The following is a 20,732-nucleotide window of genomic DNA, read 5'->3' on the forward strand; positions in this document are numbered from 1 at the left end:
CCCGAGGGTGCGCACGAGTCGGGGCGGCTCGATCAGCCGGCCGCCAGCCAGGCGACGAGTGCCACCAGCACCACGACGACCACCGCCGCACCGATGATGAGCGGCAGGCGGGACGGGGCCTCCGTCGGCGCCGCAGCCTCCGGCGTCTGGTTGAAGGCGCGGAACGCCTCGGTGTTGCCGCTGGGGTCCGTGTAGTTCTCAGGCATGCCGGTGACCCTAGCGAAGCTGGTCACGCGGCACCGTCCCCGGCCCACGGCGTCCCGGGGGTGGACCCGGCCGGTGGAGGTGACCCGACCGGGTGGCGGGTGCACCCGGACCGGACGGCGGGGCCGTAACGCCCACCCGGGCACCTACCGTGGAACGATGGGGGCGGGACGGCTGATGGCCGTACTGGTGACAGCGCTGCTGGCCGGCTGCGCGCCGGCCACGGCCGTGGCCGGCGGGTCCACCGGACAGGTGGCGGCGCGTCGGGCGCCCGAGGGGTCGTACGCCGTCGGCGTGCGTACGCTCACCCTCGATCCGCGCTCGGCGCGCCCCCTGCCGGTGACGATCTGGTACCCGGCGTCGACCGATCGGGTGGCGGCCGGACGGTTCCCGGTGGTGATCTACAGCCACGGGCTTGGCAGCCTGCCCGAGCTGCACGCCGGCCTGACCACCCGCTGGGCGGCGGCCGGTTTCGTGGTGGCCGCACCCGCGTACCCGCACACCCGACAGGGCGCCGCGCACTTCACCCGCGCCGACGTACGCCACCAGCCGGCCGACGCCTGGCGGCTGATCCGGCACCTGGGCGGCCTCGACCGGAGCCGGGTCGATCCCCTCGCCGGGCATCTCGACCTGACCTCGGTGGCCGCCGCCGGGCACTCGGCGGGCGGCTTCACCACCTCCGGCATGTTCAGCGAGGGCCACCCGGCCCGGCTGCGCGCCGGGATCGTGATCGCCGGTGGCGGGTTGCCGGGCAGCTTCGCCGGGCCGGCCGCGCCGGTGCTCTTCGTGCACGGCACGGCCGACCCGGTGGTGCCGGTGACTGTCGGCCGGGCCGCGTACGCGCGCACCCCGGGCCGGCCGCGTTCCTCAGCCTGCTCGGCCAGGACCACGGCGCGTACCTCACGCCGGGCCACCAGGGGTTCGGCCCGGTCGTCGCCACCACCACCGACTTCCTGCGCTGGACCCTCTACGGCGACCGGGCCGCCGGTGCGCGCCTCCCCGCCGACGCCCACTCCCCCACCCTGACCCGTTACGAGTCCCGCCCGGCCCACGACGGCGGGTGAGCGGATGGGCACGCCGCGCCGAACCCGACCGAGCCCGCCCGCCGGACAGGGCACAATCGGATTCATGTCGCGTCGCGTCACTCAGGCACTGATGGCCAGCACCGTTCTCATCGCCGGTCTGGTCGGCTGCTCAACGGACACCCGTCCGGGCCGGAGCGGGCAGGCACCGCCGGCCGAGCCGAAGGCCGCCGCCACGCCGACACCGCAGGTCCCGGCCGGCAAGGCACCGGAGCGCACCTTCGCGGTCGGCGTACGCCAGCTCAAGCTGAACCGGGACGGCCGCGCGCTGCCGACGACGCTCTGGTACCCGGCGGCCGGGCAGTCCGGCGGCGCGGCCAAGCGGTCGGCGACGGCGGCCGAGGGCCGGTTCCCGGTGGTGATGTTCAGTCACGGCCTGGGTGGGCGGCCGGACGACTACGCCACGCTACTGACCCGCTGGGCGGCGGCGGGTTTCGTGGTGGCCGCTCCGACGTTCCCGCACACCTCCCGGGGCGCCGACAACAACGTCCTCGACGTGCTCAACCAGCCCGCCGACGTGTCGTACGCGTTGGATCAGGTGTTGGCGTTGGACGGCAAGGCCGGTGACGCGTTGCGTGGCCGGTTGGACGGCGAGCGGGTGGCCGCGGCCGGGCACTCGGCGGGCGGGGTGACCACCATCGGCCTCTTCACGGCGAGCCGGGACGAGCGACTGGACTCGGGTGTCGTGTTCGCGGGCACGGCGCTCGGCGTGGGCACCGCGTTCGCCGGCGCGGCCGCGCCGCAACTGTTCGTGCACGGCGAGTTGGACGAGGTGGTCGAGTACGCGGCGGGCAAGGCCGCGTACGACAAGGTGCCCTGGCCGAAGGCGATGCTGAGCCTGCCCAAGGGCGATCACGGGCGGGCGCTGCTCGGCGACGGCGCGACGCTGCGGGTCGTCTCGGACACGTCTGTCGAGTTCCTGCGCTGGTCGCTCTACGGCGACGCGGACGCCAAGAAGCGCATCTCCACCGACGCGACGCGCGGTGACATCGCCACCTTCGACGACCACCTCTGACGCCCGGCCCGACGGCCCCACCTCAAGATCGCAGCGAGGCGGGGCCGGGGCGGCGCGGCGTCAGGCGGTGTGGTCGATGACGACCTTGCCGAAGGCGTCGCCGGAGTGCAGCCGGGCGAAGGCGTCCTCGACCCGGCTGAACGGGACGACGCTGTCCACCACCGGGCGCACCTCGTTCTCGGAGCAGAACGCCAGCAGCTCGTACAGCTCGCCGGGCGTGCCCATCGAGGTACCCAGGATCTCCAGCTGCATCGCGAAGACCCGGCGCAGGTTGACCGAGGGCTCGTGCCCGGCGGTCGCGCCGGAGACCACGATCCGGGCCATCGGCGCGGCCGACTTCAGCGAATGGTCGAAGGTGGCCGCGCCCACCGTCTCGATCACCACGTCCACCCGTTCCGGCAGCCGGGCGCCGGGCTCCACGGCGGTGGCGCCGAGGGCCGAGATCCGGTCGCGCTTGGCGGCGTCGCGGCTGGTCGCGTACACCCGCTTGCCCATCGCGACGGCGAGGGCGACGGCCGCTGTGGCCACGCCACCGCCCGCGCCCTGGACCAGCACGCTGTCGGCGTCCGCGACGCGGCCCTTGGTGGTCAGCATCCGCCACGCGGTCAGCCAGGCCGTGGGCAGGCACGCCGCGTCGGTCTCCGCCATGCCGTCGGGCAGCGGGATCAGGTTCGATCGGGGTACGGCCACCCGCTCGGCGAGCGTCCCGGCGAAGTGCTCGGAGAGGATGGAGACCCCACGCGGGTCACCCGGGGTGACGACCACCGGGTACACGACCACCGGGCGCCCCTCCGGGTCCAGCCCGACCGCGTCGCAGCCGAGGATCATCGGCAGCTGGGCCTCGGTGAGACCCACCCCGCGCAGCGACCAGAGGTCGTGGTGGTTGAGCGAGGTGGCCCGCAACTGCACGGTCACCCAGTCGTCGGCCGGAGGGGTCGGCTCGGGCCGCTCGCCGACGGTGAGCGCGGCGAGCGGATCGGCGTCGTCGAAACGGGAGGCAAAGGCAGCACGCATGATCGGCACGGTAACAAGCTGAGCGCTCGTTAAGAAGGTGGCCGGCGGCGCGTGCCGCGCCGGAGCGCCCCCGGCCGTGCGTGTTACCGGCGGGCGACGCCGTCGCGGCGGGCGGCTTCGGCGACCGCCTCGGCCACGGCCGGCGCGACGCGCGGGTCGAGCGGGGACGGGACGATCGCGTCGGCGGTCAGGGACTCCGCCACCACACCGGCGATGGCGTCCGCGGCGGCGACCTTCATCGCCTCGGTGATCCGGGTGGCACCGGCATCCAGCGCACCGCGGAACACCCCGGGGAAGGCCAGCACGTTGTTGATCTGGTTGGGGTAGTCGCTACGCCCGGTGGCGACGACCGCGACGTGCCGGGCGGCCACCTCGGGGTGCACCTCGGGGGTCGGGTTCGCCAGCGCGAACACGATCCCGCCGGGTGCCATCCCGGCCACCGCCGCCTCGGGGATCTGCCCGCCGGAGACCCCGACCAGCACGTCCGCGTCGCGCAGCGCCTCGGTGATGTCGCCCTGGCGGCCGTCGGCGTTGGTGCTCGCCGCCAGCTCGGCCTTGGTGCCGGTCAGCTCGGTGCGGTGTCGGCCGATGATCCCCTTGGAGTCGCAGACCACCACCTGGTCGGGGTTGACGCCCCCGGCGATCAGCATCTTCGTCACCGCCACGCCGGCCGCGCCCGCGCCGCTGACCGCCACCCGCAGGTCACCGAGCTTGCGGTCGAGCAACGTCGCGGCGTTGCGCAGCGCGGCGAGCACCACGATCGCCGTGCCGTGCTGGTCGTCGTGGAAGACCGGGATGTCCAGCGCCTCGTCGAGCCGACGCTCGATCTCGAAGCACCGCGGCGCGCTGATGTCCTCCAGGTTGATCCCACCGAACGAGGGGGCCAGCGCCCGCACCACAGCGACGATCTCGTCCACGTCCTGGGTGTCCAGGCACACCGGCACCGCGTCCACCCCGGCGAACTGCTTGAACAGCACCGCCTTGCCCTCCATCACCGGCAGCGCCGCCCGGGGGCCGATGTTGCCCAGCCCGAGCACCGCCGAGCCGTCGGTGACCACAGCGACCGTGTGCGACACCCAGGTGTACTCGTCCACCAGGGCGGGGTCGGCGGCGATCGCCTCACACACCCGGGCCACCCCCGGGGTGTACGCCAGGGAGAGGTCCTCCCGGCTGGTGAGCGGCACGGTCGAGGTGACGGCCATCTTGCCGCCCCGGTGCAGCAGGAAGACGGGATCAGCGGGGTCCACGGTGGACGAAGACATGGTGGTGACTCCAGGATCTGTCGAGCAGATGTGAGGCGGCCGGCCCCGCCGCGAGGTGGGCGGCGAGCGGTGGCACGCGGTGCGGGGGGTCACCCGGGCACTTTCCGAGCATAGTGTCGACACCACCCCTCGGATGTGAGCAGGGTCATAACTGACGACGAGGTACCCGTCCGGGGCGCGGCCAGTAACGGGCCACCACCCGTCCGCGTACGTCGGCCACCCCGTAGGCCCGGGAGTCATCGGTGATCAGGTCGTTGTCGCCGCGCAGCCACCAGCCGCCGTCCTGCGGCCGGACCGCACGCTTCACCACCAGCAGATCGGGTCGGGTCCGGAAGACCGCGACCACCACGTCGCCGGCTCGGATCGGACGGCCACCGGGGCGAACCAGCACCGCGTCGCCGTGGCGCAGCGTCGGCGCCATGGACGGGCCGGTCACCAGGACGGCGGTCAGCGGCCTGCGCATCCGGGGGGCCTCAGCCGGGTGATCGGCGGCCACTGGTTTCACCTCCACCCGGTTCGGGGAGCATTCCCAGGAGTAATGTCGCCTTTGATCATCGCAAACTTCCCATGGAGGATCCCGATGCGACTTCCGCGCATCCTTGCGCCCCGCGTCACCGCGAGCGCTCACTGCGACCTACCGTGCGGTGTCTACGACCCGGCTCAGGCCCGGATCGAGGCCGAGTCGGTCAAAATGATCTGCGAGAAGTACCAGTCGAACACCGACCCGGAGTTCCGCACCCGCGCCGTCATCATCAAGGAACAGCGCGCCGAGCTGGTCAAGCACCACCTCTGGGTGCTGTGGACCGACTACTTCAAGCCGCCGCACTTCGAGAAGTACCCGAACCTGCACAGCCTGTTCAACGAGGCCACCAAGCTCGCCGGCGCCGGTGGCGTCAAGGGCAGCCTCGACCCGGCCACCGCCGACAAGCTGCTCGCGAAGATCGACGAAATCTCGAAGATCTTCTGGGAGACCAAGAAGGCGTGACCTCTCCGGTCATTCCGACGATCCGGCCGGCACGTCCCGAGGACGTGCCGGCCGTCGTCGCCATGGTGCACGAGCTGGCCGAGTACGAACGCGCCCCGGAGCAGTGCCATCTCACCACCGAGCAGCTGACCTCGGCCCTGTTCGCCGCTGCTCCGGCGCTCTTCGGTCACGTCGCGGTGGACGAACACGACGAGCCGTTCGGTTTCGCGCTGTGGTTCCTCAACTTCTCCACCTGGGCCGGCGTGCACGGCATCCACCTGGAGGACCTCTACGTCCGGCCGGCCGCCCGGGGCACCGGAGCCGGTCGACTGCTGCTCGCCGCCCTGGCCGACATCTGCGTACGACGCGGCTACCAGCGGCTGGAGTGGTGGATGATCGACTGGAATCCGGCAGCCGGCTTCTACGCCTCGATCGGCGCCGAGCAGATGAGCGAATGGCTTCCCTACCGGCTCAGCGGCGACGCGCTCCGCGAGCTGGCCGACCACGCCACCACCGCCGGCACGCGTACGGGCGACTGACCGGGTAGAGTCCCCGACCGGGGGGATGAGGCGTGACTCAACTGACTGGCCAGCCAGCGACCGACGACGACGTGGTGCACCTCACGGTGCCTGCCGACGGCGGTTACCTCGGCGTGCTTCGCACCGCCACCGCCGGTCTCGCGGCCCGGTTGCAGTTCGCGCTCGACGAGATCGAGGATCTGCGGATCGCTGTCGACGAGGCGTGCGCCATGCTGCTCGCCATCGCCACCCGCGACGCCGAGTTGGAGTGCCGCTTCGCGGTCACCGAGGACGCGCTGACCGTCGAGGTGACCGTGCCGACCGTGCGCGGCGCCACCCTGCCCGGCGAGTCGTCCTTCGCCTGGAAGGTGCTCACCGCGCTGACCACCTCGGCGTCCGCCACGTCCACCGATGGTCGGGCCACGATCGCGCTGCTCACCCGCCGTTCCGGCGGCTACTGACCGGCCCGACCCGCCGTCGCTGTCACTCGAAGCCGAGGGCGCGGGTCGTCGGAGGGCAGACCAGCAGCCAGCCCACGCCGAGGCCGAGCGCCATCAGCGGCACGCCCAGCCAGCCCAGACCAGCCTGGATCATGAACCACCCGATCGGCAGCAGCATCAGCTGAAGCACGATCGCGGGGGCGCGTGCGCCCGCCTGACGGCGCAGCAGCGCGCGGCCCAGTGCCCAGAGCACGACCGCCGCCCCGATGGCGAACACTGTCACCAGCAGCGCCGCCAGCAGGTCGGTGCGGGTGGCGGTGAGGTCGGCCCAGATCAGCCAGACGGCGATCAGCCCGACGACTGCCGCCTCTGCCCACAGCAGCCGGACCGCCCAGCGGAGCGTGACGGGGATCGGGTCCGAGTCGATGGTCACGCGCGCCACGATACCCGGGCTGCCGAGAGGTACAGTGCCGCCCATGCGGGCCGTCCTGGTGGTCAATCCGAAGGCCACCACCACCAGCGAACGCAGCCGGGACGTGCTCGTCCGGGCGCTGCGCAGCGAAGTCGATCTCAGCGTGCGCTACACCCGTCGGCGTGGGCACGCCGTGGCGTTGGCCCGGGAGGCAGCCGCCGAGGGGGTCGACCTGGTCGTCACCCTGGGTGGCGACGGCACGGTGAACGAGGTGGTGAACGGCCTGATGACCGCCGAACCGCCCGCTCGCGCCGGCGATGCCCCGATGGCCGAGCGACTGCCCGCGCTGGCGACCGTCCCCGGTGGCTCGACGAACGTGTTCGCCCGCGCGGTGGGTCTGCCCCGGGAGTGGCCGGAGGCGACCAGCATGATCCTGGAGGGGCTGCGGCTGGGCCGGAGCCGGACGGTGGGGCTGGGCCGCGCCGACGACCGCTACTTCACCTTCTGCGCCGGGTTCGGTCTGGACGCCGCGGTGATCCACCGGGTGGAGCAGGCCCGGCGGAAGGGGCGGGTGTCCACGCCGTCGCTCTATCTGCGTTCGATCATGAACCAGTACTTCTTCGCCTCGGACCGGCGGCACCCGGCGATCGTTCTGGAGCGTCCGGGCGAGCCGGCGGAGGCCGAGCTGGCCACAGTCATCATCCAGAACACGGCGCCCTGGACGTACCTGGGCGACCGGGAGGTCAACCCGAACCCGGCGGCGTCGTTCGATCTCGGGCTGGATGTGCTGGCGTTGCGTCAGCTCCGGGTGGCTAGCACAACACGGACAGTGACGCAGTTCCTGTCCCGGCAAGCGAATCCTCGCGGCCGGCAGGTGTTACGACTCCATGACACAGCGGAGTTCACGCTGGTCTCCAGCCGCCCGCAGGCGTTCCAGCTCGACGGGGACTATCTTGGCGAGCGGGAAAAAGTCAGATTCACCTCCGTTCCCGCCGCACTGAGAGTAATCTGCTAGGTCTCGGGTACTGCCCTTGGTCGACACGGTGGCCACAACCGACCGACCTGGCCGCCGCCACACCGAGGGGCAGGTGCCGGAAATGTCAGCAATGTCACGCGGACTGTACTATATTGATCCTCGACTGTGGCACGGCGGGTAACCAGGAAAGCACTGGAACCCGGACAAATGGGTTGTGGGCTTGCTCACCGCCCGGAGTTTTTCCGAGCGTCACCCTTGACATCGCGTTTGTTCGTGAAAGTATTCACAAGCGAACTTGAGTTACCGGGACATTGCCTGGATATGCTCGTCAGGTTGAGCTGTTCCAGCAGGTCCCCGGCGATAACCGCCTGCTCACGCACTGCCGAATGGTCGGACGCTAACTGTCACCACCGGCACGCGGATGCATATAGGAAAAGCACGACAAGCAATTGTTGCCACCCATCCAGAATGAGGAGTGTTGCCGCCATGGACTGGCGTCACCATAGTGTCTGCCGCGACGAGGACCCAGAGCTGTTCTTCCCGATCGGGACGTCTGGACCGGCTCTGCTGCAGGTCGAGCAGGCCAAGGCCGTCTGCAGGCGCTGCTCCGTGACCGACCAGTGCCTGCAGTGGGCACTCGAGTCCGGTCAGGACGCCGGCGTCTGGGGCGGAATGAGCGAGGAGGAGCGGCGCGCTGTCAAGCGGCGCGGTGGTCTCCGGGTCCTGCGCGCTCACTCCGCCTGATCCCCCAACGACACGCTGTACGCCCCGGTGGGTTCGCCCGCCGGGGCGTTCCGCTGTCCGGCGCCGGATCACCGTGCCGGCACGGGTCACCCCGTCGACGCCAGCACCGGCCGGTCGTCGACCCGACGCAACACCAACTCGACCAACTCCGGTGCGTCGGTCAACGGCGCGGCGACCGCCACCGCGCCAGCCGCCCAGGCCGCCTCGGCCACCGCATCGTGGAACAGCCCCGGTGCCAGGAAGTACGCGGACACCGCGACCCGGCGCGCGCCGGCCGCCCGCAGCCGAGACACCGCCAGGCCGGCCGCCGGTGGAGCCGCCGACGCGTACGCCACCCGGCAGGGCACCCCGAACTCCGCGCCGAGCGCATCGGCCACCCGACCCACCGAGCGGCGTGCCCGCGCGTCCCGGGTGCCCGCCGCGGCCAGCACCAACGCGTCGAAGCGGCCCGGACCCGTCTCACCCAGCCGACGGCACAGCCCCGCCAGCAGCCCAGCATCGGGCGTGTCGTCCGCCGGGCCGAGCACATCTGTCACCCGTACCGCCAGCGGTGGACCGGACTGCGCCGCCGCGGCGACCGCCGCCGGAATGTCCACCCGGTGGTGGTACGCGGCGGTCAGCAGCAGCGGCACCAGCACCGCCCGGCGGTGACCGGCCACGGCCAGGTCGCGAAGCACCTCGGTCGGCCCCGGCTCGGTGTGGTCCAGCCAGCTCGCCCACACCTGTGTGCCAGGCCGGGCCGCCGACACCGCCCGAGCCAGCGCCCGGGTGGCATCGGCCGCCCGCGGATCACGGCTGCCGTGCGCGACGAGCACCACCGGGTCCGCCCCGCCGGCCGCACCGGGGCCGGTCAGGGTTGTCGCCGGGGAGGTCAGACGTGCAGCCCGCACTCGGTCTTCTCGAACATGGCCCACCGGCCGGCCCGCGCGTCCTCGCCGGCCTTGGTACGGCGGGTGCACGGCCAGCAGCCGATCGACCCGTACCCCTGCTTGAACAGCTCGTTCACCGGCACGTTGAAGCGGGCGATGTAGGCGTCCACGTCCTTCTGCGACCAGGCCGCGATCGGGTTGACCTTGACCTTGCCTCGGCGCGCGTCGAAGGTCACCACAGGGGTGTTGGCCCGGCTCGGCGACTCGTCCCGGCGCAGCCCGGCGGCCCAGGCGTCGTACCCGGTCAGCGCCCGCTCCAGCGGCTCCACCTTGCGCAGCTGGCAGCAGTCGTCCGGCGACTTGTTGAACAGCCGGGGGCCGTACTGGCCGTCCTGCTGCCCGACGGTGAGCCGGGGCCGGATCGACCGGACGTTCACCGGCAGCGTCCGGGCTACCTCGTCGCGCACCCGAAGCGTCTCGGGAAAGTGCAGGCCGGTGTCGAGGAAGACCACGTCCACCCCCGGAGCCACCCGGGACACCAGGTGCGCCAGCACGGCGTCGGCCATCGAGCTGGTGACGCAGAACCGGTCCCCGAAGGTCTGCGCCGCCCAACGGGCGATCTCCAGCGCCGGGGCGCCCTCCAGGTCCCGAGCCGCCTGCTCGGCCAGCGCCCGCAGCTCGTCCGGGCCGCGCCGGGCCGGGTCGGTAGGCGTCGCGCCGCCCGGGCCGACCAGGCGCAGGCTCGCGGCCGAGACGAGACTCACGAGGTCACCGTCCGACTGAGCAGCCCGGTGAACTTCACCGAGAAGACCCGGGTGCAGGCGCGGCACTCCCAGGCGCCGTGCCCCGCCTCGTGCGGCCGCAGGTCCTCCTCGCCGCAGTACGGGCAGTACAGAGGTGCCGCTCGGTTCTCGCTGCTCACCGCAGTTCCTCCTCGTCGACTCTGATCACCCAGTTGGCGAACGTCTCGCCCTCGCTCCGGCCGGCCAGGTAGCGACGAGCCAGTCGTTCCACGTACTCGGGAAGCTCCTCGGCGGTGGTCTTCAGGCCGCGTAGCTTGCGGCCGAAGCCGGCGGTCTGCCCCTGGGCCATGCCCAGCCCGCCACCCAGGTGCACCTGGAAACCCTCGACCTGCCGGCCGTCCGGGCCGACCACCAGTTGACCCTTGAGGCCGATGTCGGCCACCTGGGTGCGCGCGCAGGCATTCGGGCAGCCGTTGATGTGGATCGAGATGTCCGCGTCGAAGTCGCGCAGCCGCTGCTCCAGCCGGGCCACCAACTCCTCGCCGCGCGCCTTCGTCTCGACGATGGCGAGCTTGCAGTACTCGATGCCGGTGCACGCCATCGTGCCGCGCCGCCAGGCCGACGGCCGGGCCTCCAGGCCGATCCCGCGCAGCGCGTCGACGAGCGACTCCGTCCGCTCCGACGGCACGTCGAGCACCAGCAGCTTCTGGTACGGGGTGAGCCGCACCCTGTCGCTTCCGTGCGCCTCGACCACGTCTGCCAGCTGGCTGAGCTGCGTGCCGGAGACCCGCCCGACCACCGGGGCCGCGCCCACGTAGTGCCGCCCGTCGGCCTGCTCGTGCACGCCCACGTGGTCGACCGGCTTCGACGGCAGGGTCGGCGCCGGGCCGTCGAGCAGAGTACGACCGAGGTAGTCCTTCTCCAGGACCTCGCGGAAGCGTTCCACGCCCCAGTCGGCCACCAGGAACTTCAACCGGGCCCGGCTGCGCAGTCGGCGGTAGCCGTAGTCGCGGAAGATCCCGACCACCCCGGCCCACACGTCCGGCACCTCGGCCAGCGGCACCCAGACACCGAGCCGCTTGGCGAGCATCGGGTTGGTGGAGAGACCCCCGCCGACCCAGACGTCGAAGCCGGGCCCGTGCTCGGGGTGGTCGACACCGAGGAAGGCGATGTCGTTCGACTCGTACGGGGTGTCCACCAGCCAGGAGATCGACGTCTTGAACTTGCGGGGCAGGTTGGAGAACTGCTTGTCGCCCACGTACCGGGAGACGATCTCGTCGACCGCCGGGGTCGGGTCGAGCAGTTCGTCGCGGGCCACCCCGGCGACCGGGCTGCCCAGCACGATCCGCGGGCAGTCGCCGCACGCCTCGGTGGTCTGCAGGCCCACCGACTCCAGTCGGCGCCAGATCTCCGGCATGTCCTCGACCCGGATCCAGTGGTACTGGATGTTCTGCCGGTCGGTGATGTCGGCGGTGTCCCGCGCGAACTCCCGGGAGATGTCCGCGATCACCCGCAGCTGGGCCAGGCTGAGCTGGCCGCCGTCGATGCGGACCCGGAGCATGAAGAACTCGTCCTCCAGCTCGTGCGGCTCCAGCACGGCGGTGCGGCCGCCGTCGATGCCCGCCTTGCGCTGGGTGTAGAGCCCCCACCAGCGGAACCGGCCCCGCAGGTCCTGCGGGTCGATGGAGGCGAAGCCCCGGTGCGCGTAGATGGTCTCGATGCGGGCCCGGACGTTGAGCGGGTCGTCGTCCTTCTTGATCCGCTCGTTGGGGTTGAGCGGCTCGCGGTGGCCGAGCGCCCACTGGCCCTCGCCCCGTGGCCGGCGCGGCGCTCGGGTCGGGCGAGCCGTCGGGTCCTCGGAACGGGCCGGGATGCTGCTGACCGCCATCGCGGCGTCCTCCGTTGTCTGCTGTGCCTCGGGGTACGCGGGGCGCGGCGGCCGGCCCGGCGAAGCGGGCGGGACAACGGTGTCTTCAGACAGCCGGCGCGGAGCGCGCCCGAGACAGATTGGTCGGGCGTCGTCAGTAGGCCGGACAGATCGCGCTGCGCACGCGGCCGTAATCAACGTGGCGACGTGCCACGAAGCGGCGGACGACTGCGGCGGTCATGGGCCCATGCTGCCACACCCCAACGGGGCCGGCCAATGTCCGCGTGCTGGATCCCACATCACGGGCCGAGGGTCAGCCGACCAACTGGTCACCGAGGACAGTTCGGGCGTAACGCACCACCCGACCCTGCCGTACGCCGGCGATCAGGCCGTTGTCCCGCAGCGTGGTGAGGTGGTGCGACGCGGTCGCCGGCGCGAGACCCAGCATCGCGGCCAACTCGCCGGTGCTCAGCGGCGAGTCGAGCAGGGCGAGCGCCGCCGCCCGCGTACCGCCGAGCAGGGCACCCAGCGCGGCGCTGGGCGGCGGCGCATCCCACAGCCCGCCCAGCCCGGTGGGCGGATAGCAGAGGGCGGGTCCGGCGTCGCCCTCGAAGATCGCGTGCACCGTCGGCCCGGAGAACGAGGTGGGCAGCAGCGTCCACGGGCGTCCGTCCAGGCCGGCCGGGCGGGTCGTGCCGACGGCCACCCGCAGCGCCGCGCCGTCCCAGCGGATCAACGGGTGCAGCCCGCGGAGCAGGGTGCGCCCGCCCTGCTCGCCGGCGAGCAGCGTCCGCCGCCGGATGTCGGCGAGCGCGAGCGCCCGCAGCCGGGGCCAGTCCGGTGCGATCAGCAGTGTGAAGTACCTGTGGAGCTGCGCGGCCAGCTCGTCCGGGGCCAGCCGGGGCGCGCCGGCCCGCTCCAGTTGCCGCCGGACCCGGGACCTGTCGGTGCCGGCGACCGCCCGCAACTCGGCGGCCAGGTTCGGCGCCACCCCGATCGGGGTGAGGAAGTCCGGCACGTAGCCGTTCGACGATCTGAGCACCGCCAACAGCGGTTCCAGACCGGCATCCGGCAGCAGCCGCTCCGCGCGCTCGCGCCACGGGCGGTGCATCCAGTACTTCGCGGGCTTGCGCAACGCCCAGGAGCTGGCCACCAGCTCGGCCAGGGGCGAGTGCACGAACCGGACCCGGCTCAGGTCGTCGGGCGAGAACCGAACCTCGATCACCTGAGGATTCGACCACGTTCGAACGGTTCGGCGACAGCGCGGGGCGGCCCGAGGATCCCGGTATGGAGTACAGGCAACTGGGCCGGTCGGGCCTGCGCGTCAGCGCGGTCGCGTACGGCAACTGGGTCACCCACGGCAACCAGCTCGACGACGACGCGGCGGCAGCGTGCGTGGCCGCCGCCCTGGACGCGGGCATCACCACGTTCGACACCGCCGACCGGTACGCCCAGGGGCGGGCCGAGGAGGCGCTGGGCAAGGCGCTGAGCGGCGTCCGGCGCAGCTCGATCGAGCTGTGCACGAAGGTGTGCCTGCCGGTCGGGCCGGGGGCCAACGACGCCGGGCTGTCCCGCAAGCACGTCATCGAGGGCTGCCACGCCTCGCTGCGCCGGCTGGGCACCGACTACGTCGACCTCTATCAGGCGCACCGGTACGACGACAGCGTGCCGCTGGAGGAGACGATGCTCGCCTTCGCCGACCTGGTCCGCCAGGGCAAGGTGCTCTACGTCGGCGCCTCCGAGTGGACCGCCCCGCAGCTGCGCGCGGGCCTGCGGCTCGCCGCCGAGCTGCACATCCCGTTCGTCGCCAACCAGCCGCAGTACTCGATGCTGTGGCGGGTGGTGGAGGCCGAGGTCTCGCCGGCCTGTGCCGACCTCGGCATCGGCCAGCTCGCCTGGTCGCCACTGGCGATGGGCGTGCTGACCGGCCGGTATCAACCTGGCCGACGTCCGCCCGCCGGGTCCCGGGCCACCGACGGGTTCGGTGGCTCGTTCATCGCCCGCTACTCGTCGGACCTGCTGCTCTCCCGGGTACGCCAGCTCCGCCCGATCGCCGAGGAAGCCGGCTGCACGATGGCCCAGTTGGCGGTGGCGTGGGTGCTGAGCCGCCCGACCGTCGCGGGCGCGATCGTCGGCGCGTCACGGCCCGAACAGCTCGCCGAGACGGCCAGGGCCGCCACGGTACGACTCGACGACGAGCTGCTGTCCCGGATCGACGCCGTGCTGGACGAGCTCGTGGAGCGTGATCCGGCGAAGACCGCCCGGCCGAACGACGTGATGCCCGCCTGGCGTCCACCGCCTGCCGCTGGCTGACGCCCACGGAGGGGGTGGCCGTGGCAGGCTCGGAGCGTGGGGCAATTGTCCGAGAGGTCGGCCGGGGCGGCATGGGAGCACCTGCGCCGCCTGCCGGTCTGGCTTCCCCCGGCGGTGGTGACAGTGGCGGTGACGCTGACCGGGCTGGGCTCGGCCCAGCTCTGGCGCGACGAGCTGGCGACCTGGAGCGCGGCCACCCGGTCGCCCGGCGACCTGGCCCGGCTGGCCAACACCATCGACGCCGCCACCGGGCCGTACTACCTGCTGATGCACTGCTGGACCAGGATCTTCGGCGACTCCACGATCGCCCTGCGCGTACCGGCCGTGGTGGCGATGACCGTGGCCGCCGGGCTGCTCGCCGTGCTCGGCGCGCAGCTCGTCGACCGGCGCGGCGGCCTCTTCGCCGGGCTGCTGTTCGCGGTGCTCCCCGGCACCTCCCGGTACGGGCAGGAGGCACGCCCGTACGCGCTGGCCACCATGCTCGCCGTGCTCGCCACGGTGCTGCTGGTGACCGCGCTGCGTCGACCGAGCTGGCCCCGGTGGGCCGGTTACGCCGCAGCCGTCGCCGCGCTCGGGCTCATCCACCTGATCGCGCTCACAGTGCTCGCCGCCCACGCGCTCGTCGTCCTCATCGCGTGGTGGCGCGGCCCGACCGCGGCTGGCATCGCCTCCCCGGCGCAGGTCGACGCCGAGCGGGACCGGCGGGTGTGGCGGTGGCTGGTCGCCGTGCTGCCGGTCGCGCTGCTGGCCGGCCCGCTGCTGGTCAAGGCCCGGACCCAGCAGTCCCGGCAGTTGAACTGGGTCCACCTGGCCCGGCTCGACGACCTGACCGCGCTGCCCGGCGGCGTCGCCCAGAGCAGCGTGGTCGGTGGTCTGCTGGTCGGGGTCGCCGCCCTCGGCGCGGCCCGGCTCGGGCGGCGCGCCCTGCTGCCGGTCAGCGCGGTGCTGCTGCCCGTGCTGCTGCTCTTCGCCGCCGGCACTGTCGTACCCCTGTGGGTGCCCCGGTACCTGGTCTTCGTAGTGCCCTTCGCGTGCCTGCTGGCGGGCGCGGCGCTGGCCGCCGTGGCCGCTCCGGCCGCGCTCGTCGTGGTGGTCCTAGCCGGGCTGCTCGGCCTGCCCGACCAGGCCGCGCTGCGCCGGACCCACGAGTGGCCACGCAGCGCGCCAGTGGACTACGCCGGGGCGGCACGGGTGATCGCCGACGGCCAACGACCGGGGGACGCGGTGGTCTACTCCCCCCGGCACAGCTGGCTCTTCCTCGACCTCGGCATCGAGTACCACCTCGGCGACCCGCCACGCGACGTGCTGGTCACCGAGGACGAGGTACGCCGCGGCGACCTGTGGGCCGCCGAGTGCCCCCAGCCGGCACAGTGCCTGGCCGGTACGACACGTGTGTGGCTCGTCGTCTCCGGTCGACACGCCCAGCCGCTGGCCGCCGTGCCCGACGCCAAGGGCGACGCGCTACGCGCGGACTTCACAGTCACCCAGGTCTGGCAGCGCCCCGGCCTGACCGTGGCCCTGCTGACCAGCCGCCCCGACAACTGACCCGCCGACGCGGCCCGGTCGCTGCCTCGGGCCGGTCAGGTCTGCGAGCGACCGTCGTGGGCGTTGCGGCCCAGCGGGACGACGAGCACTGCCTCGGTGCCGCCGTTGGCGCCGGCGCGCAGTTCGATGGTGCCGCGCAGCTCCCCGGTGATCAGGGCCCGGACGATCTGGAGGCCGAGCCGGCTGCCGCGTTCGGCGTCGAAGTCCGGGGGTAGCCCACGCCCGTTGTCGGTCACCGAGACGTGCAGCATCTTGCGGAACCGGTGTGCCGAGACCACCACCTCGGGTCGCAGCGACGGGTCGACCTCGGGAGCGGCGACCGGCACCATGCCCGAGGCGGCGGGTACGAGCGCCTCCTCCCCCTCCTCGGCTGGCGGGAAGCCGTGCTCGACGGCGTTGAGCAGCAACTCGTTGAGGACCATCACCAGCGAGGTGGCGATCTCCGCCGGCAGTACGCCGAAGCTGCCCCGCCGCCGCATGCCGACGCTCACCTCGGTCGCCGCGACCTCGGTCGCCGCGCTGGCCACCCGGTCGACGATGCCGTCGAACTCCACCGCCTCGTCGCTGGACATCGAGAGGGTCTCGTGCACCAGGGCGATCGAGGCGACCCGACGGACCGATTCCTCCAGCGCGACACGCGCCTCCGGCATCGCCACCCGGCGGGCCTGCAACCGCAGCAGCGCGGCCACCGTCTGGAGGTTGTTCTTCACCCGATGGTGGATCTCCCGGATGGTGGCGTCCTTGGTGATCAGGGCCCGGTCCCGGCGGCGGACCTCGGTGATGTCCCGGACCAGCACCAGCGCTCCGATCGGCACCCCGGCCGGCATCAGCGGCAGCGCCCGGGTGAGCATCGTGGCACCTCGCGCGTCGATCTCCCGGCGGGGCGGCGCCTCACCGCGCAGGGCGGCCAGAATGCCGTTCGCCGCCTCGGTGCCGTCCAGCGGATCGCCGGCCAGCCTGCGGTGCAGCGCGGCCAGGTCCTCCCCCACCAGGTGGGAGGCGTAGCCCAGTCGGCGGTACGCGGACTGCGCGTTCGGGCTGGCGTAGGTGACCTTGCCGCCGGCGTCGAGCCGGACCAGGCCGTCGCCGACCCGGGGCGCCGAGGTGGTCTCGCCCGGATGCCTCGGCGGCGGGAAGGTGCCGTCCGCGATCATCTGTGCCAGGTCGTCGGCAGTGGTGAGGTAGTTGAGCTCCAGCTGGCTGGGCGTACGCGCGGTGGAGAGGTTGGTGTCCCGCCCCACCACGGCGATCACCTCGCCGGCCTCCCCCTCGGCGGTACGCAGCCGGACCGGGATCGCCTCGTGCCGGGCCGGCACGTCGCCGTACCAGACCGGGTCGCCCTCGCGCCAGATCCGACCCTGGGAGTACGCCACCCCCAGGTGGGCCACCTCCGGCCCGCCGACGATCCGACCCACCTGGTCGTCCTGGTAGGCGGTCGGCGCGGTGGTCGGACGGACCTGGGCGACGCAGAGGAACGTGCCGTCGGCGTCGACAGGCACCCAGAGCAGCAGGTCGGCGAAGGACAGATCGGAGAGCAGTTGCCAGTCGCCGGCGATCCGGTGCAGGTGGTCGATGTCGGCCGGACGGAGATGGGTGTGCTCCTCGGCGAGGTCGCGCAGCGTGGACACGGTGACCAGGGTGCCACGCCACGCCTCACATCGTCGCGGTGACCTTCTTCAACCCGCGCGGCGCGTCCGGGTCCTCGCCCCGGGTGAGCGCCAGGGCCAGCGCCAACCGCTGCATCGGCAGGATGTCCAGCAGCGGGGCGTACCGCTCGTCGACCTCGGGAACGGCCAGCCGGGTGGCGCCCGGCACGTCGGCGGAGCCGACCACCACGACGTCGGCGCGGCGCTCGCCGAGGCGGGGCAGCACCTCACCCATCGACCGGCCACCCGGGCCGGAGCCGACCACGGCGAGCACCGGGACCTCCGGGTCGGTCATCGCGAGCGGGCCGTGCAGCAGGTCGGCGCCGGAGAAGGCGAGCGCCGGCAGGTACGAGGTCTCCATCAGCTTCAGCGCGGCCTCCCGGGCGGTCGGGTAGGCGTACCCCCGGCCGGTGGTGACCAGTTGGCGGGCGAACCGGTAGCGCGGCGCGAGCTGGGCCGGGGTGGCGTCGGCCAGGGTGCGGGTGGCCAGCTCGGGCAGCGCGTCGAGCGCCTCCCGTTCGGCGGTCGGGAGCACGCCGTCGCCGGCCCGGATCCCCTCCACCAGCATCAGCAGGGCGAGCAGCTCCGCGGTGTACGTCTTGGTGGCGGCCACCGCCCGCTCGTGCCCGGCGGCGATGTCGATGCTCAACTCGGCCACGTCGACAAGCGGCGAGTCGGGGGCGTTGGTCACCGCGAGGGTCAGCGCCCCGGAGGCTCGGGCGGCGCGCAGCACCTCGGCCAGGTCGGGCGAGCCGCCGCTCTGGCTGACCCCGACGACCAGCGCGTCGGACAGGTCGGGGCGGGCCCCGAACAGGGTGACGACGCTGGGCGAGGCGAGCCCGGCGGGCAGGCCGAGCCGGATCTCGGTCAGGTAGGCCCCGTAGAGCGCCGCGTGATCGGAGGTGCCCCGCGCGGTGAAGACCACGTGCCGTGGCCGACGTTCGGCGATGACCGCCGCCACCCGGGCGATCTCGGCGGCGTTGGCGGCGGAGAGCAGGCGCGCGTAGCCGGCCGGCTGCTCGTCGATGTCGGCGGCCATTCCAGCCCCTGCACGTGTCACGGAAACCCCTCCCCTTGCGCGGTTGCCGCGCGATTCTTGCTCAGTCTTGCACTTTTAACCGTACTTCAGCAATCTAACGAGCAGGACTGCGCAGGTGATCACCAGTTGATCTCAATATCAACTAGACTTCCCCGATGTACCCGGTCTAGCCCGCGACGAGAGGACGACGTGCCCGAGGGAACGGACGACCCCGCGCTCTCCGCGACGGAGGAGCTGGCGCTGGCCCGGCTGGCACTCGACGAGGGCGACCTGCACCACGCCGCCGGCCACCTCGCCGGCGCGCTGGCACGGGCCCCCACCCTCCCTGAGGTGCACGAGACGCTGGCCCGTCTCGCCGCGACGAGCGGCGGTGGCCTCGACCTCTTCCCGCTCAACCACCACACCTTCGTCGGCGCGGTAGTCGCCCGCGCCCACCTCCTGGCCACCGCCGGCCGCCCCGCCGAAGGGCTGGAGCTGCTGGCCGCCGCCACGGGGTACGCGCCCAGCACCGAGTGGGCCGGAGTGCCCTGGGTCACCGCACCCGAGCTGGCCGAACGACTGGACCCGGAGCACATCGCCCGCGTCCTCATGCAGGTCTGCGCCGCACTGCCCGACCCGGTGCCACGGATCGGCCGGGCCCCGCTGACCCCGTACCTCACGCTTGCCCGCAACGCGGCCACCGTGCACCCCGAACACGGCCTGCTGCTGGGCGCGGCGTCCGCGCTGGCCCGGCGCCTCGGCGAGGTCGAGCTGGCGGTCCGCTGGGCCACCCGGGGGGTACGCGCACAGCCCTCGAAGATGGGCGAGGTGTGGCTCGGGTACGCGTACCGCAGCTCGGGCCGGACCCGCGACGGCCTCGCGGCCCTCGGTCGGGCCGTCGAGCTGGACCCCGACGACCTGGCGATCTACGCGGACATCGCCGGCACCCTGGCCGAGATCGGCCGGTTGGACGAGGCGTTGGAGTGGACCGAGCGGGCACTGGCGCGCGATCCGTCGTTCGACTGCGCGGTGCACACCGCCCACCGCCTGCGGCACCTGCGCGACGGTGACCTCGCCCACCTGGTCGCGCTCGCCGACTTCGTGCGGGACCACCCGGACGACAGCCACGAGCACGGCGACCTGGCCCAGTGCTGCCGAGGTCGGCCCTGGCTCGGCCAACTCACCCCGGCCGGCGGGCCCCTTGTCGACGCCATGCGCCAGGCGGTGGCCGATGACGACAACGGTCTTGGCGGTGCCGTACGCCTACCCGCCGCCGCCCCGCCGAGCGCGGTCGGGACGGCGATCTCCACAGCCCCCGGGCTGCGGATCGAGGTCGTCGGCGCACCGGAACCCGACCCGCGCGAGCCCCGACGGGCGACAGCTCAGCGGTTGTGGCACTACGCGGACGCCGTCCCCACGCCCGCCCTGGCGGCGCCCTCGGCGACGGCCGTCGAACGGATCGGGCAGATCGCCCACCCGGCCTGGGCGCACCCACCGGCGGCGTACGACGCGGCGGTCGGCCTGGCCGGCCTCGACCTGGCCGACCTGCTCGGCCTGCTGGTGCACCCACCGGCGGCGCCGGCCAACGCGGTGGGTCGGCTGCTGGCGGCCCACGACCCGTCGGTCTGGGTCCGGGGCGTGCAGGTGTGGGCCTGCCTGGGGCTGCTGCACCACCGCACCGACGAGCCGTGGGAGGGCTCGACCCGACGCCGGGTGCTGCTCGACCTGATCTGGGGCGTCGAGGACTGGGTCACCGAGGCAGCGCTGTTCGCCCTGGTCACCGCCGCCTGGGTAGACCCTTCGGTGCGCCCGGACGTGGCCCGGGTGGTGGCGGAGCGGCTGGCCGACGCGGCTGCGGTGGCACGGAGCCGACCGGTCCCGATCGCCGCTTCGCTGGCTCACCTGGCACTCGCCGCCCCGCAGTTGGACCCGGCGACGGCGGCCCTGGCCACCGAACTGCTGGGCAGCCAGGCTCCCCGACTCCCTCGCCCCCGCAATCCCCTGCGCCGCCTCTGGCAACGCCTAACCCGCCACGCCTGACCCGCCCCGCCCTTCCCCCGCGATCTTGCACTTGCTGTTGGCGGTTCGGTGGGAAAAGGG

General features: G+C 73.0%; 21 protein-coding genes and 1 pseudogene. 10 read left to right on the top strand and 12 right to left on the bottom strand.

Going from position 1 to position 20,732, the window contains the following annotated elements; genetic code table 11:
• Window positions 1-32 precede the first annotated feature (32 nt).
• The gene (locus tag ACQP0U_RS27630) at window positions 33-206 is read right to left on the bottom strand and encodes a hypothetical protein (protein ID WP_433312631.1); all 174 of its coding nucleotides are present in this window, start codon (window positions 204-206) and stop codon (window positions 33-35) included.
• A 157-nt stretch (window positions 207-363) separates the two neighbouring features.
• Here ACQP0U_RS27630 and ACQP0U_RS27635 point away from each other — a divergent pair.
• Both ACQP0U_RS27635 and ACQP0U_RS27640 read left to right on the top strand, forming a co-directional pair.
• Window positions 364-1,268 (top strand): annotated as a pseudogene (locus ACQP0U_RS27635) (alpha/beta hydrolase family protein).
• A gap of 64 nt (window positions 1,269-1,332) precedes the next feature.
• Window positions 1,333-2,301, top strand: coding sequence for an alpha/beta hydrolase family protein (locus tag ACQP0U_RS27640; protein ID WP_433312634.1), 969 nt, complete (start codon window positions 1,333-1,335; stop codon window positions 2,299-2,301).
• Window positions 2,302-2,361: 60 nt separating this feature from the next.
• Here the strand turns inward: ACQP0U_RS27640 and ACQP0U_RS27645 are convergent, their stop codons facing one another.
• From ACQP0U_RS27645 to ACQP0U_RS27655, 3 genes are all read right to left on the bottom strand, one after another.
• Complete coding sequence (locus ACQP0U_RS27645) at window positions 2,362-3,324, bottom strand: zinc-binding dehydrogenase (protein WP_433312636.1); 963 nt, start codon at window positions 3,322-3,324, stop codon at window positions 2,362-2,364.
• A 74-nt stretch (window positions 3,325-3,398) separates the two neighbouring features.
• On the bottom strand, window positions 3,399-4,577 hold the full coding sequence (locus ACQP0U_RS27650) for an NAD(P)-dependent malic enzyme (protein ID WP_433312639.1): 1,179 nt from the start codon (window positions 4,575-4,577) through the stop codon (window positions 3,399-3,401).
• A 145-nt stretch (window positions 4,578-4,722) separates the two neighbouring features.
• Window positions 4,723-5,040 carry a S24/S26 family peptidase gene (locus ACQP0U_RS27655; RefSeq protein ID WP_231398030.1) on the bottom strand — a complete coding sequence of 106 codons (318 nt, stop codon included), beginning with the start codon at window positions 5,038-5,040 and terminating at the stop codon, window positions 4,723-4,725.
• 117 nt (window positions 5,041-5,157) lie between these two features.
• Here ACQP0U_RS27655 and sodN point away from each other — a divergent pair, with 117 nt between their 5' ends.
• From sodN to ACQP0U_RS27670, 3 genes are read left to right on the top strand one after another with little or no spacing between them, the layout of a single operon-like run.
• The gene (gene sodN, locus ACQP0U_RS27660) at window positions 5,158-5,562 is read left to right on the top strand and encodes a superoxide dismutase, Ni (protein WP_030490383.1); all 405 of its coding nucleotides are present in this window, start codon (window positions 5,158-5,160) and stop codon (window positions 5,560-5,562) included.
• Window positions 5,559-6,080, top strand: coding sequence for an N-acetyltransferase family protein (locus ACQP0U_RS27665; protein ID WP_433312644.1), 522 nt, complete (start codon window positions 5,559-5,561; stop codon window positions 6,078-6,080). The genes sodN and ACQP0U_RS27665 overlap by 4 nt, the downstream gene beginning before the upstream one ends.
• A 32-nt stretch (window positions 6,081-6,112) precedes the next feature.
• A complete protein-coding gene (locus tag ACQP0U_RS27670; protein WP_433312647.1) occupies window positions 6,113-6,520 on the top strand; it encodes an ATP-binding protein in 408 nt (135 codons plus the stop codon).
• Window positions 6,521-6,542: 22 nt separating this feature from the next.
• Here the strand turns inward: ACQP0U_RS27670 and ACQP0U_RS27675 are convergent, their stop codons facing one another.
• Window positions 6,543-6,932: a hypothetical protein gene (locus ACQP0U_RS27675; RefSeq protein WP_433312650.1), complete on the bottom strand. Its 390-nt coding sequence runs from the start codon at window positions 6,930-6,932 to the stop codon at window positions 6,543-6,545.
• Between the two features lie 43 nt (window positions 6,933-6,975).
• Here ACQP0U_RS27675 and ACQP0U_RS27680 point away from each other — a divergent pair, with 43 nt between their 5' ends.
• Window positions 6,976-7,926: a diacylglycerol/lipid kinase family protein gene (locus tag ACQP0U_RS27680; RefSeq protein ID WP_433312653.1), complete on the top strand. Its 951-nt coding sequence runs from the start codon at window positions 6,976-6,978 to the stop codon at window positions 7,924-7,926.
• Between the two features lie 447 nt (window positions 7,927-8,373).
• Window positions 8,374-8,631 (top strand): WhiB family transcriptional regulator, encoded by a 258-nt coding sequence (locus tag ACQP0U_RS27685; RefSeq protein WP_088950012.1) that lies wholly within the window; start codon window positions 8,374-8,376, stop codon window positions 8,629-8,631.
• An 86-nt stretch (window positions 8,632-8,717) separates the two neighbouring features.
• Here the strand turns inward: ACQP0U_RS27685 and ACQP0U_RS27690 are convergent, their stop codons facing one another.
• The 5 genes from ACQP0U_RS27690 to ACQP0U_RS27710 all read right to left on the bottom strand — a co-directional run bounded on the left by ACQP0U_RS27690 (window position 8,718) and on the right by ACQP0U_RS27710 (window position 13,335).
• Window positions 8,718-9,521: a sirohydrochlorin chelatase gene (locus ACQP0U_RS27690; protein WP_433312656.1), complete on the bottom strand. Its 804-nt coding sequence runs from the start codon at window positions 9,519-9,521 to the stop codon at window positions 8,718-8,720.
• Complete coding sequence (locus ACQP0U_RS27695) at window positions 9,503-10,264, bottom strand: phosphoadenylyl-sulfate reductase (RefSeq protein WP_433312658.1); 762 nt, start codon at window positions 10,262-10,264, stop codon at window positions 9,503-9,505. The genes ACQP0U_RS27690 and ACQP0U_RS27695 overlap by 19 nt, the downstream gene beginning before the upstream one ends.
• Entirely contained in the window at window positions 10,261-10,422 is a 162-nt protein-coding gene (locus ACQP0U_RS27700) for a hypothetical protein (RefSeq protein ID WP_433312661.1), read from the bottom strand. The genes ACQP0U_RS27695 and ACQP0U_RS27700 overlap by 4 nt, the downstream gene beginning before the upstream one ends.
• A complete protein-coding gene (locus tag ACQP0U_RS27705) occupies window positions 10,419-12,131 on the bottom strand; it encodes a nitrite/sulfite reductase (protein ID WP_433312663.1) in 1,713 nt (570 codons plus the stop codon). The genes ACQP0U_RS27700 and ACQP0U_RS27705 overlap by 4 nt, the downstream gene beginning before the upstream one ends.
• 292 nt (window positions 12,132-12,423) lie before the next feature.
• Window positions 12,424-13,335, bottom strand: a complete 912-nt coding sequence (locus ACQP0U_RS27710; RefSeq protein WP_433312666.1) for an ArsR family transcriptional regulator — start codon at window positions 13,333-13,335, stop codon at window positions 12,424-12,426.
• 62 nt (window positions 13,336-13,397) lie between these two features.
• On the opposite strand from ACQP0U_RS27710, the gene ACQP0U_RS27715 reads away from it, so the two are divergent.
• Together ACQP0U_RS27715 and ACQP0U_RS27720 are read left to right on the top strand one after the other, a co-directional pair.
• The gene (locus ACQP0U_RS27715) at window positions 13,398-14,423 is read left to right on the top strand and encodes an aldo/keto reductase family protein (RefSeq protein WP_433312669.1); all 1,026 of its coding nucleotides are present in this window, start codon (window positions 13,398-13,400) and stop codon (window positions 14,421-14,423) included.
• 36 nt (window positions 14,424-14,459) lie between these two features.
• Window positions 14,460-15,968 carry a glycosyltransferase family 39 protein gene (locus ACQP0U_RS27720; RefSeq protein ID WP_433312672.1) on the top strand — a complete coding sequence of 503 codons (1,509 nt, stop codon included), beginning with the start codon at window positions 14,460-14,462 and terminating at the stop codon, window positions 15,966-15,968.
• 35 nt (window positions 15,969-16,003) lie between these two features.
• Here the strand turns inward: ACQP0U_RS27720 and ACQP0U_RS27725 are convergent, their stop codons facing one another.
• Together ACQP0U_RS27725 and ACQP0U_RS27730 are read right to left on the bottom strand one after the other, a co-directional pair.
• Window positions 16,004-17,596, bottom strand: a complete 1,593-nt coding sequence (locus ACQP0U_RS27725; RefSeq protein WP_433312675.1) for a histidine kinase N-terminal domain-containing protein — start codon at window positions 17,594-17,596, stop codon at window positions 16,004-16,006.
• Window positions 17,597-17,621: 25 nt separating this feature from the next.
• Window positions 17,622-18,653 (bottom strand): SIS domain-containing protein, encoded by a 1,032-nt coding sequence (locus ACQP0U_RS27730; RefSeq protein ID WP_433321220.1) that lies wholly within the window; start codon window positions 18,651-18,653, stop codon window positions 17,622-17,624.
• 189 nt (window positions 18,654-18,842) lie between these two features.
• Between ACQP0U_RS27730 and ACQP0U_RS27735 the strand changes: the two genes are divergently transcribed.
• The gene (locus ACQP0U_RS27735) at window positions 18,843-20,672 is read left to right on the top strand and encodes a tetratricopeptide repeat protein (RefSeq protein WP_433312678.1); all 1,830 of its coding nucleotides are present in this window, start codon (window positions 18,843-18,845) and stop codon (window positions 20,670-20,672) included.
• The last annotated feature ends 60 nt before the right edge of the window (window positions 20,673-20,732 follow it).

This window comes from Micromonospora sp. CA-269861, assembly GCF_050948505.1.
Lineage (GTDB): Bacteria > Actinomycetota > Actinomycetes > Mycobacteriales > Micromonosporaceae > Micromonospora.

Excerpts from the sequence above, each read along its gene's own strand:
- ACQP0U_RS27630 (WP_433312631.1), bottom strand. The coding sequence starts at position 206 with ATGCCTGAGAACTACACGGACCCCAGCGGCAACACCGAGGCGTTCCGC.
- ACQP0U_RS27640 (WP_433312634.1), top strand. The coding sequence starts at position 1,333 with ATGTCGCGTCGCGTCACTCAGGCACTGATGGCCAGCACCGTTCTCATC.
- ACQP0U_RS27650 (WP_433312639.1), bottom strand. The coding sequence starts at position 4,577 with ATGTCTTCGTCCACCGTGGACCCCGCTGATCCCGTCTTCCTGCTGCAC.
- ACQP0U_RS27655 (WP_231398030.1), bottom strand. The coding sequence starts at position 5,040 with ATGCGCAGGCCGCTGACCGCCGTCCTGGTGACCGGCCCGTCCATGGCG.
- sodN (WP_030490383.1), top strand. The coding sequence starts at position 5,158 with ATGCGACTTCCGCGCATCCTTGCGCCCCGCGTCACCGCGAGCGCTCAC.
- ACQP0U_RS27680 (WP_433312653.1), top strand. The coding sequence starts at position 6,976 with ATGCGGGCCGTCCTGGTGGTCAATCCGAAGGCCACCACCACCAGCGAA.
- ACQP0U_RS27685 (WP_088950012.1), top strand. The coding sequence starts at position 8,374 with ATGGACTGGCGTCACCATAGTGTCTGCCGCGACGAGGACCCAGAGCTG.
- ACQP0U_RS27705 (WP_433312663.1), bottom strand. The coding sequence starts at position 12,131 with ATGGCGGTCAGCAGCATCCCGGCCCGTTCCGAGGACCCGACGGCTCGC.
- ACQP0U_RS27715 (WP_433312669.1), top strand. The coding sequence starts at position 13,398 with ATGGAGTACAGGCAACTGGGCCGGTCGGGCCTGCGCGTCAGCGCGGTC.
- ACQP0U_RS27730 (WP_433321220.1), bottom strand. The coding sequence starts at position 18,653 with ATGGCCGCCGACATCGACGAGCAGCCGGCCGGCTACGCGCGCCTGCTC.